A 20,720-nucleotide genomic window follows, 5' to 3' on the forward strand; every position below is an offset into this window, starting at 1 on the left:
TTCCAGAACCAGGATGCCGACACCCTCGGCCCAGCCCACACCGTCGGCGGCGTCGGCGAACGGCTTGCACCGGCCGTCGGCGGAGAGGCCGCCCTGGCGGGAGAACTCGATGAACGTGTTGGGCGTGGACATCACCGTGACACCACCGGCCAGGGCCAGATCGCACTCCCCGGACCGCAGCGCCTGCGCCCCGAGGTGCAGCGCCACCAGAGACGACGAGCAGGCGGTGTCGACGGTGACTGCCGGGCCCTCGAAACCGAAGGTGTAGGACACCCGGCCGGAGGCGATGCTGGCCGCGCTGCCGTTGCCGCGGAAGCCCTCGAAGGACTCCTCGGTGAGCAGGTTGCCGTAGTCGGTGTACATGACACCGGCGAACACACCGGTGCGGCTGCCGCGCAGCGACACCGGGTCGATGCCGGTGCGTTCCACGGCCTCCCAGGTGGTCTCCAGCAGCAGGCGCTGCTGCGCGTCGGTGGCGAGGGCCTCGCGCGGGCTCATCCCGAAGAACTCCGGGTCGAACAGGGCCGCCTCGTGCAGGAAACCACCGTGCCTGGTGTACGAGGTGCCGGGCACCGTGCGGTCGGTGCTGTGCAGCCGGTCCAGGTCCCAGCCACGATCGGTGGGGAAGTCGCCGACCGCGTCCACCCCGTCCCGGACCAGATCCCACAGGCCCTCGGGCGAGGTGATCCCGCCCGGGAAGCGGCAGGCCATGCCGACGATGACGATCGGGTCGTCGGAGACCGGCGCCAGGACGGCGGGTTCGGGGATCGTGGTGTCGGCCGGCACGCCGAGCAGCTCGTCGCGCAGGTGCTGGGCGAGGGCGGCGACCGACGGGTAGTCGAAGACGACGGTGGCGGACAGCCGCAGGCCGGTGACGGTGCCGAGACGGTTGCGCAGCTCGACGGCGGTGAGCGAGTCGAAACCGAGGTCGGAGAAGGCGCGCTGCGGGTCGACGGTGGTCGCGGCGGCGTGCCCGAGAACGGCTGCCACCTCGGCCCGGACGGTCTCCACCAGGTCACCGAGGCGGGCGGCGGGGGCGGCCACCGGTGCGGCGGCGGCCCGGCGGCGCCGGGGGCGGACCAGGTCGTGCAGGATCGACGGGACGTCACCGGAGTTGCGGACGGCGGCCAGGTCGATACGGACCGGGGCGACGACCGGGCGGCCGGCGGCGAGGGCGGTGTCGAACAGGGCGAGGCCCTCGGCGGTGGTCAGCTCGGGCAGGCCGTTGCGGGCGATCCGGGCCACGTCCACGTCGGCGAGGGTGCCGATCATGCCGGTGTCGCGGGCCCACGGGCCCCAGGCGAGCGAGGTGCCGGGCAGGCCCAGGTCGCGGCGGTGCTCGGCGAGGGCGTCCAGGAAGGTGTTGCCGGCCGCGTAGTTGCCCTGGCCGGGGCCGCCGAAAAGGCCGGACACCGAGGAGAACAGCACGAACGCGTCGAGGTCACGGCCCTCGGTGGCGCGGTGCAGGTTCCACGCGGCGTCCACCTTCGGCCGCAGCACACCGGACAGCCGCTCCGAGGTCAGCGAACCGATCACCCCGTCGTCCAGGACACCGGCGGAGTGCACGACCGCGCGCAGCTCGGGCAGGCTCGCGATCAGCGCCTCAACGGCGGCCGTGTCGGTCATGTCGCAGGCCACCGCCCGGCCGGGCAGTTCGTCCGCGCCCGGGGTGGCCGGGCCACGGCGGCTGACCAGCACCAGGTCGGTGACGCCCTGGGCGGCCAGGTGCCGGGCGATCGCCGCGCCGAGACCGCTGGTGCCGCCGGTGATCAGGACGGTGCCGCGCCACACCGGCGGCTCCTGGGTGACCGCGTCGACCCGGGCCAGGCGCGGGGCGTGCAGCCGGCCGTCGCGGACGGCGACCTCCGGCTCGTCGCAGGCCAGGGCCTCCGGGGTGGGCTCGCCCTCGATCAGGGTGATCCGGCCGGGGTTCTCCGACTGGGCGCTGCGCACCAGGCCGCGGACGGCGGCCGAGGCCAGATCGCCGGGACGGGTGACGACGGCCAGGCGACGGTCGCCGGCGAGGCGGTTCTGCAGCAGGTCCAGCGCCCAGGCGGTGGCGGCGTGGACCGAGGCGATCACGTCGTCACCGGTGGCCGGAACGTGCTCCACGTCGACGTCGGTGACGACGGCGGTGGGAGTGATCGGGGTCCAGCGGGGCTCGTACAGGTCGTCGGCGGCCACCGGAGCGGCGGCGGCGCGGCGCAGGGTCAGTGAGCCGACCGTGGCGATCGGGGCGCCGGCCGGGTCGGCGACCGCGACACGGACACTGTCGTCGCCGGTCCGGGCCACGTGCACCCGGACCGTCGAGGCGCCGGTGGCGTGCAGGGTGACGTCCTGCCAGGCGAACGGGACGACACCGCGGTCCAGGCCGTTGAACGCGGAGACGTGCAGGCAGGCGTCGAGCAGTGCGGGGTGCAGGCCGTACCCGTCGGCTTTCGCGCCGTCCGGGAGGGCCACCTCGGCGTAGACGTCGTCGCCGTGCTGCCAGGCCGCGCGCAGCCCCTGGAAGGTGGGGCCGTAGGCGAAGCCGCCGTCGGCCATCCGCTCGTACAGGCCGTCCAGCGTGACCGGTTCGGCGTCCTCCGGCGGCCAGACCGCGGGGAAGCCGGCCGGGGTGTCCGCGCCGGGTGTGACAAAACCGGTGGCGTGCTGGGACCAGCTGCCGCCGCCGTCCGGGCGGGACCGGACGGTGACCGGGCGGCGGCCGGTGCCGTCGGCGGGACCGACCCGGACCTGGAGCTGCCGTCCGCCGTGGGCGGGCAGTTCCAGCGGCGCGGCCAGCATCAGCTCGTCGATGCGCTCGCAGCCGGCCTCCTCGCCGGCCCGCAGGACGAGTTCGACGAAGGCGGTGCCCGGCAGCAGGACCGTGCCGAGGATGGTGTGGTCGGCGAGCCACGGCTGGGATCGTGTGGACAGCCGGCCGGTGAGCAGGGTGTCCCCGCCGTCGAGGTCGACCCGGGCGCCGAGCAGCGGGTGCCCGGCGATCTCCAGGCCGGCCGCGCCGACGTCGGCGGTCGTCGCGGTGGGGGTGGGCCAGTAGCGTTCGTGCTGGAAGGCGTAGGTGGGCAGGTCCACCGCACGTCCGCCGGGGAACGGCCACACGACGCTCGCGCCCTCGGCGAACAGCGTGCCGACGGCGGCCAGGAAGGTGGTCTCCTCGTCGCGTTCGCGGCGCATGGTGGGCACCCCGCCGGCCATCGGGGACAGCACGGCGTCCGGGCCGACCTCGATGAACCGGGCGGCGTTCGCGGCGGTGACGCTGTCGGCGAACCGGACGGTCTCCCGCACGTGCCGCACCCAGTACTCCGGGTCGGCGAACAGTGCCGTCTCCACCTTGCCGGTGACGCCGGAGACCAGCGGCAGTGTGGGCTGGTGGAAGGTGAGCCCCTGCACCACGGCACGGAAGTCGTCGAGCATCGGGTCCATCAGGACCGAGTGGAAGGCGTGGCTGACGTTGAGACGCTTGGTGCGCTCGAAACGGCTCGCGACCTCTTCCAGAGCGGAAGCGGAGCCGGAGATCACCACGGCGTCCGGGCCGTTCACCGCTGCGATGTCGACACCCTCGGGGATGTCCTGCTCACCGGCCTGGACGGCGATCATCGCCCCGCCCGGGGGCAGCGCCTGCATCAGGCGGCCACGGGCCGAGATCAGTGTGCAGGCGTCGGTCAGCGACAGCACGCCGGCGATGTGCGCGGCCGCGATCTCACCGACCGAATGACCCAGGAGCACATCCGGCCGTACGCCGAACGACTCCAGCAGGCGGTAGAGGGCGACCTCGACGGCGAAGATGGCCGGCTGGGCGTTTCCGGTCTCGTCCAGCGCGTCCGTGTCGATGTCCAGGTGCGCGGTCACCTCGTCGTGGGCCGCCCGGTAGACCGGATACCGCGCGTACAGCTCCCGGCCCATGCCGAGGCGCTGTGAGCCCTGCCCGGTGAACATGGCCGCGGTACGGCCGGGCCGGACCGTGCCGGTGACCACCGCGGCGGACGGCTCCCCCGCCGCCAGCGCCCGCAGCGCGGTGACCGCGTCGTCGCGGTCGGCGGCCAGGACCACGGCGCGCTCGCTGAACAGGGTGCGGGTGTCCAGCAGCGACCGGGCCACGTCGACCGGGCGCGGGGCCGTGGCCGCCACGTGACCGGCCAGCTCGGCGGCCTGATCGCGCAGCCCGGCCCCGGTGCGGGCGGACAGCACCCACGGCAGCACACCCGCGGGCTCCGCACCGGGCTCGGGGGTCTCGTTGGTGGCGCTCTCCAGGATCACGTGCGCGTTGGTGCCGGAGATACCGAAAGCGGACACCCCGGCCCGGCGCGGCCGCTGCTCCGACACCGGCCAGCCGGTGCGCTCGGTGAGCAGCGACACCGCGCCGGCGGTCCAGTCCACCTCGGAGGTGGCCTGGTCGGCGTGCAGGGTCTGCGGCAGCACCCCGTGGCGCATCGCCATGACCATCTTGATGATGCCCGCGACACCGGCGGCGGCCTGCGGGTGGCCGATGTTCGACTTGATGCCACCCAGGCGCAGCGGCTGGTCCGCGGGGCGGGCCGCGCCGTACGTGGCGAGCAGCGCCTGCGCCTCGATCGGGTCGCCGAGGCGGGTGCCGGTGCCGTGCGCCTCGACCACGTCCACATCGGCCGGGGACAGTCGCGCGCTGGCCAGGGCGGCCCGGATCACCCGCTGCTGGGCGGGGCCGTTCGGGGCGGTCAGGCCGGACGAGGCGCCGTCGGAGTTGATCGCGGTGCCGCGGACCACGGCGAGGACCTCGTGGCCCAGGCGGCGGGCATCGGCGAGCTTCTCGACGAGCAGGACACCGACACCCTCGGCCCAGCCGGTGCCGTCCGCGCCCTCGGCGAACGGCTTGCACCGGCCGTCCGGGGACAGGCCGCGCTGGCGGGAGAACTCGACGTACAGGTCGGTGGTGGGCATGACCGCGACCCCACCGGTCAGGGCCATCGTGCACTCGCCGGACCGCAGCGCGTTGACCGCCATGTGCAGGGCGACCAGCGACGAGGAGCAGGCGGTGTCGACGGTGACGGCCGGGCCCTCCAGGCCCAGGGTGTAGGCGATCCGGCCGGACAGCACGCTGACCGCGCCACCGGTGAGCAGGTGCCCGCCGGCTTCCTCGACCTGCCGGGCCAGCTCGCCGTAGTGGGTGTCGGTGCCGCCGACGAACACGCCGGTCTTGCTGCCGCGCAGCGCGGACGGGTCGATCCGGGCCCGCTCGACGGCCTCCCACGCGGATTCCAGGAGCAGGCGCTGTTGCGGGTCCATCGCCAGGGCCTCGCGGGGCGAGATGCCGAACAGGTCGGCGTCGAAGTCGCCGGCCCCGTCCAGGAAACCGCCGCGCTTGACGTAGCTCTTGCCGGGCTTGCCCGGCTCCGGGTCGTACAGGTTCTCGACGTCCCAGCCGCGGTCGTCCGGCAGTTCGCCGATCGCGTCGACCCCGTCGAAGACGAGTTGCCACAGCTGCTCGGGGGTACGCACGCCGCCGGGGAACCGGCAGGCCATGCCGACGATGGCGATCGGCTCGGCGTCCCGGGCCTCCGCGGCCTCCAGCCGCTGCTTGGTGCGCCGCAGGTCGGCGGTCACCAGCTTGAGATAGTCGCGGAGCTTGTCCTCGGAGCTGGACATGTCAGGGAACCTTTCGTTGAGCTGTTCGGTCGCGGCGCGGGGGTGGACTACGCGCGGCCGAGTTCCCGGTCGATGAGGTCGAACATCTCGTCGTCGGAGGAGAGGTCCAGGTCGTTGTCGTCGGCGTCCGCCGTCAGGTCGTCGTCCAGCCGGTGCTGCAGGGCGCGCAGCCGGGCGACGAGCAGGGCGCGGTCGGCCGGGTCCAGGTCGGCCGCGCCGACCGCGGACTCCAGCCCGGCCAGCTCGGTGAAGACCGGTGTGCCGGCGGTGTCGCCGGGCCGCAGCTCGGAGCGCAGTCGCCGGGCCAGGCCGAGGGGTGTCGGGTAGTCGAAGATGAGGGTGGTCGGCAGCCGCAGACCGGTCTCGGTGTTGAGCCGGTTGCGCAGCTCCACCGCGGTCACCGAGGACATGCCGAGGTCGAGGAAGCCACGTTCGGCTTCGACCTCGTCCGCGGAGGCGTGCCCGAGGACGGTGGCGACGTGCCCGGCGACCAGCCGGAGCAGGGTCTTCTCCTGCTCGGCCGGGCTGAGCGGGGCGAGCCGGCCGGCGAGGCTCTCCTCGTTCCCGGTCCCGGCGGTCGCGGCGGCGGTCCGGCGGGTGGCCCGCACCAGCCGGCTGAACAGTGGCGTCGACTCGGCGGTGGGCCGCAGCAGCACCGGCACCAGCAGGGCCTCGCCGGAGGCGACGGCGGCGTCCAGCATGGCCAGGCCGGTGCCGGTCGGGATCGGCAGCAGCCCGGCCCGGGTCATCCGGGACACGTCGGCGGCGTCCAGGTCACCGGTCAGGCCGCTGCGCTGCTCCCAGAAGCCCCAGGCCAGCGAGGTGCCGGGCAGTCCGGCGGCGCGCCGTCGTTCGGCCAGGTCGTCCAGGACGGCGTTGGCCGCGGCGTAGTTGGCCTGGGCCAGGCCACCGGCGACCCCGGCGAACGAGGAGAACAGCACGAACTGCTGCAGGTAGCGGTCCCGGGTCAGGTCGTCCAGGTGGATCGCCGCGTCCGCCTTGGGGCGCAGCACCGCGTCCAGGCGGTCCGGGGTGAGCGACTCGATCAGGCCGTCGTCGAGCACCCCGGCGGCGTGCACGACACCGGTCAGGTCGGGGATGCCGGCCAGCACCGCGGCGAGGCTGTCGCGGTCGGCGACGTCGCAGGTCACCATGCTCACCTCGGCGCCCAGGGCGGTGAGCCGGTCGCGCAGGGCCGCCGCTCCGGGCGCGGCCGGGCCGCGCCGTCCGAGCAGGACCAGCCGGGGCACCCGGTGGGTGCCGGCCAGGTGCTCGGCGACGAGCGCGCCGAGGCCGCCGGTGCCGCCGGTGATGAGCACCGTGCCGGTGCCCCACCGGACGTCGGCGGCCGGTGCGGGCGCGCGGTCCAGGCGGGGCACCGTCGCCCGGCCGGACCGGATCCGGATCTGTGGCTCGTCCGACGCGGTGGCGGCGGCGATCCGCTCGTCGCCGGGGACGGCGTCCAGGAGCTGGAACCGGCCCGGGTGCTCGGACTGCGCGGACCGGACCAGGCCGTGCACGCCCGGGTCGGTGGAGACCAGGACGAGCTTGCCGTCGCGGTCGGCGGCCAGCCATTCCTGGATCTCCGCCAGAGCGGTGTGCACGTCGGCGACCGCCCGGACGGTGCCGTCCGGTGCGCCGTCGAGGGTGATCGGCTCCCACTCCACGTGGTAGAGCGGCGCGCTGCCGCCCGCGGCGAGCACGACCTGGTCGGCCGGGGTAAGGGTGACGGCGTCGGCGGTGACCACCGGTGATCCGGCCGCGTCCAGCGCGACCATTGCCACCTCGTCACCGTCGCCGGTGGTGTGCACGGTCAGTTCGGTGGCCCCGGTGGCGTGCACGGTGACCCCGCGCCAGCCGGTCGGCAGGCCCCGATCGGCGAACGCGGCGGCCAGCAGGTCCGGGTGCAGCCGGAAGCCGGACGCGTCGTCGACCCGGACCCGGATCCCCTCCCCCTGCGCGGGCCGCGCGGTGGTGGCGGTGGCGGTGAGACGGCCGGTGGCGTGCCGGGTCCACGGCTCGGACGCGTCGCGGCGGGCGTGCACGGTGAGGTCACCGTCGCCGGTGACGATCACCTGTACGTCCCGGTCGCCGTCCAGGACCAGCGGGGTGACCTCGTCGAGGGTGCCGACGACGGGCAGGCCCGCCTCGTCGCCGGCCCTCGTCGCCCAATCCAGCAGGGCGCTGCCGGGCACGACCACCCGGTCGCCGAGGCGGTGCGCGTCCAGCCAGGGCTGGGTGCCGACACCGATCCGGCCGGTCAGCACGGTTCCGGCGTCACCGGCCAGGTGCACGACGGTGTCCAGGCCGGACGGGTCGCGGCGGGCGCCGGGCTCCAGCCAGTAGCGGTCGCGCTGGAAGGCGTACACCGGCAGCGGGACGATCCGGCCGGGCAGCGCCCAGTCCACGGCGACCCCGCGGACGTGCGCCTCGGCCAGGGAGGTCAGCAGCCGGGCCGGGGTGCCGTCGCCGCGGCGCAGCGAGCCGATCACCACCGCGTCGGCGCCGGCAGCGGCAGCGGTGTCCTCGATGCTGCCGCCGAGCACCGGGTGCGGGCTGCACTCGACGAACACGTCGTAGCCCTGGCCGAGCAGGGCGGTCAGCGACTCCTCCAGGCGTACGGTGCGGCGCAGGTTCTGGTACCAGTACTCGCCGTCCAGTTCGGTGGTGTCCGCCCAGTCCGCGGTGACGGTGGACAGGAACGGGACGTCGGCGGTCCGGGGGGTCAGGCCGTCGAGCCGGTCCAGCAGCAGGTCGTGGATGGTCTCCACGTGGGCGGAGTGCGACGCGTAGTCGACCGGGATCCGCTTGGCGCGCAGGCCGTCGGCGACACACTTGCCGACCAGCTCGTCCAGATCCTCGGGGTCACCGGCGACCACGACCGTGCCGGGACCGTTGATCGCGGCGATCGAGACGCCGTCGTAACCGGCCAGGCGGGCCTGGACGTCGGCGTGCGGCGCGGCGATCGAGGCCATCCCGCCGAGCCCGGACAGCGAGCCGGCGATGGCCTGGCTGCGCAGCGCCACCACCTTGGCGCCGTCGGCGAGCGACAGCGCGCCGGCGACCACGACCGCGGCGATCTCGCCCTGGGAGTGGCCGAGCACGGCCGCCGGGCGGACCCCGCGGGCCTGCCACACCGCGGCGAGCGAGACCATCACCGCCCAGAGGGCGGGCTGCACCACGTCGACGCGGTCCAGCAGGTCCGGGTCGGCGAGCGCCTCGGTGAGCGACCAGTCGGTGTACGGGGCCAGCGCGTCGGCGCACTCGGCCAGGCGGGCCGCGAAGACCGGGTCGCCGAGCAGGTCCCGGCCCATGCCGGCCCACTGGGCGCCCTGGCCGGGGAAGACGAACACCACCCGGCGGTCCCGGCCGGCGGCGGAGCCGGTCACGACGCGCGGGTCGGGGGTACCGGTGAGGTAGGCCCGCAGTGCTGCGGCCGGGTCGTCGCCGACCGCCACCAGGCGCTTCTCGTGCAGGGACCGGGTCTCGGTCAGGGAGCGGGCGATGTCCGCCGGGTCACCCGTCACGCCGAGCAGGGCTTCGGCCTGGCCGCGCAGGGCCTTCTCGGAACGGGCCGACAGCACCCACGGCACCGGGCCGTCGTGCGGTGCGGGCTCCTCGATCGACGCGGCGGGAGCGGGGGCCTCCTCCAGGATGACGTGCGCGTTGGTGCCGGAGACACCGAACGAGGAGACACCGGCCCGGCGGGTCCGCTCCCCCGCCGGCCACGCGACCGGCTCGCCGAGCAGGTTGATCGTGTCGGTCCACTCCACGTGCGGGGTGGGCGCGTCCAGGTGCAGGGTGCGCGGCAGGCTGCCGTGGCGCAGCGCGAGCACCATCTTCATGATGCCGGTGACACCGGCGGCGGCCTGGGTGTGGCCGATGTTCGACTTCACCGAGCCCAGGTGCAGCGGCTGCCCGGCGGCCCGGTCCCGGCCGTACGTGGCGATCAGGGCCTGTGCCTCGATCGGGTCGCCGAGACGGGTGCCGGTGCCGTGCGCCTCGACCGCGTCCACGTCGGAGGTGGACAGGCCGGCCGACGCCAGGGCGGCCATGATGACCCGCTGCTGGGAGGGCCCGTTGGGGGCGCTCAGGCCGTTGGACGCGCCGTCCTGGTTGACCGCGGAACCGCGTACGACAGCAAGGATCTGATGGCCGTTGGCCTGGGCGTCGGAGAGCCGCTCGACCAGCAGCAGCCCGGCGCCCTCGGAGAACCCGGCGCCGTCGGCCGAGGCGGCGAACGCCTTGCTGCGGCCGTCCATCGCCAGGCCACGCTGACGGGCGAAGTCGACGATGATCCGCGGTGAGGTCATCACCGTGACACCACCGGTCAGGGCCATCTCGCACTCACCGGCACGCAGCGCGTTGACCGCCATGTGCAGGGCGACCAGCGACGAGGAGCAGGCGGTGTCGACGGTGACCGCGGGGCCTTCGAGGCCAAACGTGTACGCCACCCGGCCGGAGACCACGCTCAGCGCGTTGCCGTTGTTGATGTACGGGGCGAGTTCCGCCGGCACGTCGGTGACCCGGGACAGGTAGTCGCTGGAGGAGACCCCGGCGAACACGCCGACCTGCCGTCCCCGCACCGACCGGGGATCGATGCCGCCGCGCTCGAACAGCTCCCACGCGGTCTCCAGCAGGATCCGCTGCTGCGGGTCCATGGCCAGGGCCTCCCGCGGCGAGATGCCGAAGAAACCGGCGTCGAAACCGGCGACCGCGTCCAGGAAACCGCCCTCGCGGGTCCGGGACGAGCCGGGGCTGTCCGGGACGTCGTCGTACAGGCCGTCCAGATCCCAGCCGCGGTCGGCCGGGAACGCGGCGACACCGTCGCGGCCGCTGTCCAGCATGGCCCAGAGGTCCTCGGGGGAACGGACCCCGCCGGGCAGCCGGCAGGCCATCGCGACGATGGCGATCGGCTCGTCCGCTCCGGCGGCGACGGGCGCGGGGGCGGCGGTGACGGTCGCGGAGTCGCCGGTCAGCTCGGCGAGCAGGTGGGCGGTCAGGGCATCCGGGCTGGGGTGGTCGAAGACCAGGGTGGCCGGCAGCTTCAGCCCGGTCGCGGTGGACAGCCGGTTGCGCAGCTCCACCGCGGTCAGCGAGTCGAAGCCGAGATCCCGGAACGCCTGACCGGAGTCGACGGCGGTGCCCGGCGCGTGGCCGAGCACGGCTGCCGCGTACGAGGCGACCAGGTCCAGCAGGGTCCGGCGCTGGTCGGCGGCGGGCAGCCCGGCGAGGCGCTGCCGCAGGTCGCCGCTGCCGCCGGTGGAGGCGGCCCGGCGCCGGGTGCCGGCACCGGCCAGACCGCGCAGGATCGGCGGCAACTCGGTGCGGGGGCGGTGGCGCAGCCCGGCCAGGTCGAGGCGGACCGGGACGAGCTGGGCCCGGCGGGCGGTCAGGGCGGCGTCGAACAGGGCGAGGCCGTCCTCGGTGGACATCGGCAGGCCGCCCTGCCGGGACCTGGCCTGCCCGGTGTCGCCGAGGTGCCGGGTCATGTCGCTGGCCTGCGCCCACAGACCCCAGGCCAGCGAGGTGCCGGGCAGGCCGGCGGTGCGGCGGCGCTGGGCCAGCCCGTCCAGGAACGCGTTGGCGGCGGCGTAGTTGCCCTGGCCCGGTGAGCCGAACACACCGGCCGCGGACGAGAAGAACACCATCTCGGCGAGGTCGTGGCCGCGGGTCAGTTCGTCCAGGTGCCGGGCCGCGCCGGCCTTCGGGAGCATGACGGCGTGCAGCCGCTGCGGGGTCAGCGAGTCCACGGTGCCGTCGTCGAGGATTCCGGCGGCGTGCACCACGGCGGTGAGCGGGTGCTCCGGGTCGACCCGGGCGAGCAGGGCGGCCACGTCGTCGCGGACCGCCACGTCGGCGGCGGCCACGGTGACCCGGGCGCCCGCCGCGGTCAGCTCGGCGGCCAGCTCCCGGGCGCCGGGGGTGTCCGGGCCGCGGCGGCCGGCCAGCAGCAGGTGCCGGACGCCGTGCCGGGCCACCAGGTGCCGGGCCAGCAGGCCACCGAGTTCGCCGGTGCCGCCGGTGATCAGGACAGTGCCGTCCGGGTTCCAGGCGCGCGGGACGGTGAGCACCACCTTGCCGGTGTGCCGGGCCTGGGACATGTGCCGGAACGCCTCCGGGGCGTGCTGGATGTCCCAGGCGGTGATCGGCAGGTGCCGCAGCACACCGGCCTCGAAGAGGGCGACCAGCTCGGTGAGCATCTGGCCGATCCGCTCCGGCCCGGCCTCGGCCAGGTCGAACGCGCGGTAGCCGATGTCCCGTCCGGTGCCGGCCGTCGCGGCGTCACGGATGTCGGTCTTGCCCATCTCGATGAACCGGCCGCCGTCGCCCAGCAGGCGCAGCGACGCGTCCACGAAGTCGCCGACGAGGGAGTTCAGCACCACGTCGACGCCGCCGGCGAAGGCCTGCTCGAAGTCCAGGGTGCGGGAGTCGGCCAGGTGATCCTCGGCGAAACCGTCGGCGCGCAGCAGGTACTGCTTGCCGAGGCTCGCGGTGCCGTACACGTCGGCGCCGAGGTGCCGGGCGACCTGGGTGGCCGCCATGCCGACGCCGCCGGTGGCCGCGTGGATCAGGATCTTCTCGCCGGCCCGCAGCCCGGCCAGGTCGTTGAGGGCGTAGAAGGCGGTCAGGAACACCACCGGGACGGCGGACGCCTCGGCGAACGTCCACGACACCGGGAAGGTGGACAGCACCCGGTGGTCGGCGACCGCGTGGGTGCCGAAACCGCCGGTGATCATGCCCATCACCCGGTCGCCGGGAGCGAGGGTGGTGACGTCCGGGGCGACCTCGACGACCACGCCGGCCGCCTCGGAGCCGAGGAACGGGGCGTCACCCGGGTACATGCCCAGGACGTTGAGGACGTCGCGGAAGTTCAGGCCGGCCGCGCGGACGGCGATCCGGACCTGGCCCGGCGCCAGCGGCTCCCCCGCGTCGGGGACCGGCACGATCGCCAGGTTGTCGACGGTGCCCCGGACCGGGATGTCCAGGCGCCAGGGCTGGGCCGGGTCGTCGACGGTCAGGCCCGCGGCGGCACGTTCCAGGCGAGGGATGAAACCTTCACCGCGGCGTACGACGAACTGGGGCTCCCCGGTCGCGACCAGGCGCGGCAGCACCTCCGCCGAGGCCGGGGAACCGTCCAGGTCGGCCAGGGTGATGCGGTCCGGATTCTCCGACTGGGCCGAGCGGACCAGGCCCCAGACGGCGGCGGCGTCCACGTCGGTGACGGTGTCGCCGGCCGCGTTCTCGGTCACCACGACCAGGTGGTCGTGACCGGCCCGCAGATGTTCCAGGACACCCGCCGGGTCGGCGGCGTGCACCACTGTGAAGCCGGTCGCGGGCTGGTCGGCGGGCGTGACCGGGATCCAGCCGAGCCGGTAGAGCGAGTCGGCGCGGCGCGGCGCCGGTACGGCGGCCGGGCGGACGGTGAGGGCTTCGACGGTGGCGACCGGCTGGCCCGCGCCGTCGGCCATGATCACCGTGATGGTGTCCGGGCCGGTGCCGGTGATCCGCACCCGCAGGGCGGTGGCGCCGGTGGCGTGCAGCGACACCCCGGTCCAGGAGAACGGCATGCCGGCGCCACCGTCGGTGGACAGCGGGCCCAGCGTGGCCGGGTGCAGCGCGGCGTCCAGCAGCGCCGGGTGCAGGCCGAAGACACCGGAGTCGGTGTCCGGCAGCACCACGTCGGCGAGGATGTCCGCGCCCTGGCGCCAGGCGGCCCGCACTCCGCGGAACGCCGGACCGTAGCCGTACCCGGCCTCGGCGAGCCCGTCGTAGAACGCGCCGACGTCGAGGGCCTCGGCGCCGGCCGGCGGCCAGGCCCCGGTGTCGGCGGCCGGAATGTCGGCGGTCGCGGAGAGGCTGCCGGAGGCGTGCAGGGTCCATTCGCCGCCGGTACGCCCGTGCAGGGTGACCGGGCGGGAACCGGTCTCGTCCGGGGCGTCCACGGCGATCTGGATCCGCACGTCGCCGCGCTCCGGGACGAGCACCGGCGCGTGCAGGGTGAGTTCGTCGACCCGGCCGCAGCCGACCTCGTCGCCGACCCGGATGACCGCCTCGACCAGCGCCGCGCCGGGCACCAGCACGACACCGCCGAGGGCGTGGTCGGCCAGCCACGGGTGGGTGCGCAGCGACCAGGTCGCGGTGACCACCAGGCCGTCGCCGCCGGCCAGGTGCACGGCCGGGCCGAGCATCGCGTGGTCCAGTCCGTCCGGCCCGGCCGCCTCGGTGGCCCGCGGCCAGAACCGCTGGTGGGCGAACGGGTAGGTGGGCAGCGCGACGGGCGCCGCACCGGGGAACAGCGTGCCGGCGTCGACCGGGACGCCGTGGCCGCGGGCCTCGGCGAGCGCGGTCAGGAAACGGGCCGGGCTGCCCTCGCCGCGGCGCAGGGTGCCGAGCGCGGACGCGGTGACCCCGCTGTCCTCGATGGTCTCCCGCAGTCCAGGAGTGACCACCGGGTGGGCGCTGATCTCCAGGAAGACGCGGTGGCCGTCGGTGAGCAGGGCGCGGGTGGTCCGCTCGAACTCGACGGTCTGCCGCAGGTTGCGGTACCAGTAGTCCGCGGTCAGCCCGGCGGTGTCGATCTCTTCTCCGGTGACGGTGGACCAGAACGGGACGTCGCCGGTCCGCGGCGTGATCGGGGCGAGCACGTCGAGCAGCTCCGCCTCGATCGCCTCCACGTGCGCGGAGTGCGAGGCGTAGTCCACGTCGACCCGCTTGGCCCGGACACCGTCGGTGGTGCAGGCGGCGACCAGCTCGTCCAGCGCGACCGGATCACCGGCGACCACAGCGGAGTACGGGCCGTTGACCGTCGCGACCGACAGCAGCTCACCCCAGGCGGCGATCCGCTCGCGGACCTCGGCGACCGGGCTGCCGATCGAGGCCATGCCGCCCCGGCCGGCCAGCGCGGTGATCGCCCGGCTGCGCAACGCGACCACCCGGGCGCCGTCCTCGAGGGACAGCCCACCGGCGACCACGGCCGCGGCGATCTCACCCTGGGAGTGGCCGACCACGGCGGCCGGCTCCACCCCGTGGGCCCGCCACAGCTCGGCCAGCGACACCATCATCGCCCAGAGCGCGGGCTGGACCACGTCGACCCGGTCCAGGTCACCGGCGCGGAGCACGTCGATCAGGTCCCAGTCGGTGTACGGGCGCAACGCCTCGGCGCAGGCACGCAGCCGGGCCGCGAAGACCGGCGACCCGTCGAGCAGGCCGAGCGCCATCTCCGGCCACTGCGAGCCCTGTCCGGGGAAGACGAAGACCGGCTTCTCCTGGCCCCGGGCGACGGTCGTGCCGGACAGCGTGTCCAGCGCGGCGATCAACTCGTCGCGGCCGCCGGCCACCACGGCACCGCGGTGCGGCAGCGCCGCCCGGGTGGCGAGCAGCGAGTACGCCACGTCGCGCGGGTCGGCGTCGGTGTCCCGCAGGTGCGCGGCGAGTGCACGGGCCTGCGCGCGGACCCCGTCGGCGCTGCGCGCGGACAGCATCAGCGGCACCGGGCCGTCCTCGGCCGGGCCGGCCGGGACCACAGTCGGCGGGGCCTCCTCGATGATCACGTGCGCGTTGGTGCCGGAGATGCCGAACGACGAGACACCGGCCCGGCGGGTCCGCTCCCCGGCCGGCCACGGGGTGTGCTCGGCGAGCAGGGCGACCGCGCCGTCGCTCCAGTCCACGTGCGAGGTCGGCGCGTCCAGGTGCAGGGTGCGCGGCAGGCTGCCGTGGCGCAGCGCGAGCACCATCTTCATGATCCCGGCGACGCCGGCGGCGGCCTGGGTGTGGCCGATGTTCGACTTCACCGCGCCCAGGTGCAGCGGGGCGGTGCGGTTCCGGCCGTACGCGGCGATCAGCGCCTGCGCCTCGATCGGGTCGCCGAGACGGGTGCCGGTGCCGTGCGCCTCGACCGCGTCCACGTCACCCGGTTCCAGGCCGGCGTTGGCCAGGGCCTGCCTGATGACGCGCTGCTGGGCGGGGCCGTTCGGGGCACTCAGGCCGTTGGAGGCGCCGTCCTGGTTGACCGCGGTCCCGCGTACCACCGCAAGGATCTCGTGGCCCTTTGCTTTCGCGTCGGAGAGACGCTCGACCAGGACGAGACCGACGCCCTCGGCCCACCCGGTGCCGTCCGCGCCCTCGGCGAACGGCTTGCAGCGGCCGTCCGGGGCCAGGCCGCGCTGGCGGGAGAACTCGACGAACGAGTACGGCGTGGACATCACCGTGACACCGCCGGCCAGCGCCAGGTCGCATTCCCCGGACCGCAGCGAGTTGACCGCCAGGTGCAGGGCGACCAGCGACGACGAGCAGGCGGTGTCCACCGACACGGCCGGGCCCTCGAAGCCGAAGGTGTACGCCACCCGGCCGGAGAGCACGCTCATCGCGTTGCCGGTGAGCAGGTGCCCGGCGACCTCGTCGGCGCTGCCCGCCATCAGGCCCTGGTAGTCGTTGGAGTTGACACCGGCGAACACCCCGGTCGAGCTGCCGCGCAACGTGTCCGGGTCGATCCCGGCACGTTCCAGCAGCTCCCACGAGGTCTCCAGGAGCAGCCGCTGCTGCGGGTCCATGGCCAGCGCCTCACGCGGCGAGATGCCGAAGAAGCCGTGATCAAAACCGGCCACGTCGGTGAGGAAACCACCTTCGCGGGCGTACGACGTGCCCTGGTGGTCCGGGTCCGGGTCGTAGAGGTTGTCCAGATCCCAGCCACGGTCCTCCGGGAATCCGGTGACCCCGTCCACCCCGTCGGCCAGCAGCCGCCAGAAGTCCTCCGGCGACGACACCCCACCGGGCAGGCGGCAGGCCAGCGACACGATCGCGATCGGTTCGTCCGAGCCCACGGTGGCCGCGGCGACCGGGCCCGTACCGTCGGCGCCGGTGATCTCCGCCGTCAGGAAGGCGGCGACCGCGGCGGCGGTCGGGTGGTCGAACAGCAGCGTGGCGGGCAGCTTCAGCCCGGTCGCGGCGGCCAGCCGGTTGCGCAGCTCCACCGCGGTCAGCGAGTCGAAACCGAGATCCCGGAAGGCCCGTCCGGCGTCCACACCGTCCGCCGACGCGTGCCCGAGCACCCCGGCCACCTGCTCGCGGACCAGGGTCAGCAGATCCCGGTCCGCAGTGGCCGAACCGGCCGGCCCGCGGCGGGCCGGAGCGGTGACCACGTCGGCGAACAGCGGAGCGGGCCGGGCCGCGGTCATCGCGGTGGCGTAGACCGGCCAGTCGATGTCCGCGACGGTGACCGTGGCCCGCTCGGCGACGATCGCCGACTCCAGCGCGGCGAGGGCCCGGCGCGGGTCGAGCGGGCGCAGCCCGAGCCGGCGGGCCGAAGCGTGTGCGGCCTCGTCGGCGCCCATGCCGGCCGCCCACGGTCCCCACGCCACCGAGATCGCCGGCTTTCCGGCGGACCGGCGGCTCTCGGCCAGGGCGTCCAGATAGGTGTTGGCGGCGGCGTAGTTCGCCTGGCCCTGGTTGCCGATCGCGCCCGCGATCGAGGAGAACAGCACGAACATGCCGACATCGCCGAGCAGCTCGTCCAGGTTGGCGGCGGCCTGCGCCTTGGCGCGCAGCACCGTGTCCAGGCGCTCCGGGGTGAGCGAGGTGAGCAGGCCGTCGTCGAGGACACCCGCAGCGTGCACGACGCCGTCGAAGGTCTCGGTGGCCAGCAGGGCGGCGAGCGCGTCCCGGTCGGCGACGTCGCAGGCCACCACGGTGACACGGTCGTCCGGTTCGGGGGCGCCCGGGGCCTCCGGTCCACGTCGGCTCGCCAGCACGATCCGCTCGGTGCCATGGTCGAGCAGCCAGCGGGTCAGGTGGGTGCCGAGCGCGCCGGTGCCGCCGGTGACCAGCACCCGGGCCGGCGCGGTCCAGTCCGCGGCGGACGGCAGGGTGGTGCGGCGCAGGCGGCGGGCCAGCGTGCCCCCGGCCCGGATCGCGACCTGGTCCTCGGCCCCGCCGAGAACGGCCGCCAGGGCGTCCGCGACGGTCGCGTCCACGTCGGCGGGCAGGTCGATCAGGCCGCCCCAGCACTGCGGGAGCTCCAGCGCGGCGACCCGGCCCAGACCCCACATCCGGGCCTGATCGGGATCGGTCACCGGGTCAGTGGGGCCGGTGGAGACGGCGCCGCGGGTGAGCACCCACACCGACGCGTCCAGGTCGAGGTAGTCGAGGGTCTGCAGCAGCTCGGTGACCTGCCAGAGGGCGTCGGCGCCGGGCGTGACCAGGACACCGTCGACCGGCCAGGCCTCGGCGAGGTCGCCGGTGACCGTGTCGATGGCGTCGAGCAGCCCGTCCTCGGCGTCACCGACCACCAGCCAGCGGCCACGCGTGCCGGGGGCGGCGGCGGTGGCCGTGACCGGGGTCCAGCCGAAGTCGTAGGTCAGGGTGTCACCGGCCGGGGTCACCGCGGGCGGCATCAGCCAGAACGAGTCCTCCTGGAACGCGTACGTGGGCAGGCCGACCGTGCGGTGCCGGCCGAGGATCGCGGTCCAGTCCATCCGGACACCCGCCACGTGCAGCGCGCCGATCCCGTCGAACAGGGCGGTGACCTGGTCGTCCCGGTCCCGGCGCTGCAGGGCGGCCACCACCGGGGCGGTGCCGGCCGAGTCGCTGATCATCGCGACCAGGGTGCCGGTCGGCCCGACCTCGGCGAACGCCGTGACACCGGCCTGCTCGGCGGCACGCACCGCGTCCAGGAACCGGACCGGCTGCCGGATCTGATCCACCCAGTAGCCGGGGGTGCTGAACTCCGGCCCGGCCAGCGCACCGGTCACCGTGGACACCACCGGCAGAGTGGCGGGCCGGAAGGTGAGACCGTCGACCACGGTACGGAACTCGGCGAGCATCGGCTCCATCAGCGCCGAGTGGAAGGCGTGACTGACCGGCAGCCGCTTGGTCTGCTCGAAACCCGCCGCGGCGGCCTCGACCACCGCCAGCTCACCGGAGAGCACGACCGAGTCCGGGCCGTTGATCGCGGCGATGGTGACACCGGCCGGGATCTGGTCCTCCCGCGCGCGGACCGCTATCATCGCGCCGCCCTCGGGCAGGGCCTGCATCAACCGGCCGCGGGCGGCGACCAGGGTGGCCGCGTCGGCCAGGCTGAGGACCCCGGCGATGTGCGCGGCCGCGATCTCACCGATCGAATGCCCGCCGACCAGCGCCGGGCGGATCCCCCACGACTCCAGCAGCCGGTACAGGGCGACCTCGAAGGCGAACAGGGCGGGCTGGGCGTTGCCGGTCCGGTCCAGGTCGTCCCAGTCGACGTCGCCGAGCAGTGCGGCCGCCTCGTCGAAGGCCGCCGCGAAGACCGGGAAACGGGCGTGCAGGGCACGGCCCATGCCGGCCCGCTGCGACCCCTGCCCGGCGAAGAACAGGGCCAGGGACTGCTTGGCCGCCACCCCGGTGACGCCGCGGCCCTCGGCCAGGGCGGTCAGCGCGGCCCGGCGGTCACCGGTGACCACCGCGCGGTGCTCCATCAGGGCGCGGCTGGTGGCCAGGGAGTAGGCGACGTCGTCGCTGTTGTCTTTGTCGGCGATTTTTTCGAGGTTGCCGGCCTGGGCCCGGAGAGCTGCGGCGGTACGCGCGGACAACAGCCACGGCAGACCGGAGTCGGCCGACGGCTCGACCGGTGCGGGCTGCTCCACGCTCTCGATGACGACGTGCGCGTTGGTGCCGCTGACCCCGAACGACGACACCGCGGCCCGGCGCGGACCGTCCGTGACCGGCCACGCCTCGGCCGCGGTGAGCAGGCGGGCGTCACCGGCGGTCCAGTCCACGTGCGGGGTGGGCGCGTCGGTGTGCAGCGTGGCCGGCAGCCGGCCGTGCTCCATCGCGAGAACCATCTTGATGACGCCGCCGACACCGGCGGCCGCCTGGGTGTGCCCGAGATTCGACTTGAGCGAACCGATCAGCACCGGATTCCCGGGCCGGTCCTGCCCGTACGTGGCGAGCAGCGCCGCCGCCTCGATCGGGTCACCGAGCCGGGTGCCGGTGCCGTGCGCCTCGATCACGTCGACGTCGGACGCCCGCAGACCGGCGTCGGCGAGCGCCGCCCGGATGACCCGCTGCTGCGAGGGGCCGTTCGGGGCGGTCAGGCCGTTGGAGGCGCCGTCGGAGTTGACCGCGGTGCCCCGGATCACCGCCAGCACCGGGTGTCCGTTCGCGCGGGCGTCGGAGAGACGCTCGACCAGCAGCATGCCGACACCCTCGGCCCAGCCGGTGCCGTCGGCGGCGGCCGCGAACGGCTTGCACCTGCCGTCCGGCGCCAGACCCTGCTGCCGGGAGAACTCCAGGAACATCTGCGGCGTGGACATGATCGTCGCACCGCCGGCCAGGGCCAGATCGGACTCGCCGGACCGCAGCGACCGGACCGCCAGGTGCAGCGCCACCAGCGACGACGAGCAGGCGGTGTCGACCGAGATGGACGGGCCCTCCAGGCCGAGCACGTACGAGATGCGCCCCGAGGAGACACTCACCGCGTTACCTGTCAGCAGGTGCCCGCCGGCCTCCTCGTGGCCACGGCCGGCGGTGGTGTCGTACCCGCCGTGCCCGGTCCCGACGAAGACACCGGTGGAGCTGCCCGCCAGCGACAGCGGGTCGAGGCCGCCGCGTTCCAGGGTCTCCCAGGCGACCTGCAGCAGCAGGCGCTGCTGCGGGTCCATCGCCAGGGCCTCACGCGGCGAGATGCCGAACAGGGCCGGGTCGAACCGGTCCGCGTCGTGCAGGAAACCACCCTCGGTGCTGTAGGTGGTCCCCTGGTGCGCCGGGTCCGGGTGGTACAGCGACCCGAGGTCCCAGCCCCGGTTCCGGGGGAAACCGGAGACCGCGTCCACGCCCGTGTCGACGAGCTCCCAGAGATCCTCCGGGGTGCGCACGCCACCGGGATACCGGCAGCCGACCGCGACGATCGCGATCGGCTCCCGGCTGCGCTCGGTCACCTCGCGCAGTTGTTCCCGGCTGTCCTGGAGGTCCGCGACGGCCCGTTTGAGGTAGTCGCGGAGCTTGTCCTCGTTCGACATCGGCAGCCTCTCGAGTGCGGAGATCCAGGCGGGTCGGACTCCCGCCCGACCCACTCTGCAAGATCTGCACTGCGAAAAACCCTAGGCATTCGGGGATCT

The 20,720-nt window shown here is 74.7% G+C and carries 2 protein-coding genes; both read right to left on the bottom strand.

The genetic code is table 11. The annotated features are described in order from the left end of the window. Nucleotides 1-5,628: type I polyketide synthase (locus Aco03nite_RS26090; RefSeq protein ID WP_203798808.1), on the bottom strand; the 5,628-nt coding region annotated here is incomplete at its 3' end. Nucleotides 5,629-5,675: 47 nt separating this feature from the next. Beyond that, the gene (locus Aco03nite_RS26095; RefSeq protein WP_203798811.1) at nucleotides 5,676-20,621 is read right to left on the bottom strand and encodes a type I polyketide synthase; all 14,946 of its coding nucleotides are present in this window, start codon (nucleotides 20,619-20,621) and stop codon (nucleotides 5,676-5,678) included. Nucleotides 20,622-20,720: the final 99 nt, after the last annotated feature.

The sequence above is a fragment of the Actinoplanes couchii genome, assembly GCF_016862075.1.
GTDB classification, from domain to species: Bacteria; Actinomycetota; Actinomycetes; order Mycobacteriales; family Micromonosporaceae; genus Actinoplanes; species Actinoplanes couchii.

Bases quoted from the DNA above. Each gene is read 5' to 3' on its own strand.
- Aco03nite_RS26095 (WP_203798811.1), bottom strand. From the start codon at position 20,621: ATGTCGAACGAGGACAAGCTCCGCGACTACCTCAAACGGGCCGTCGCG.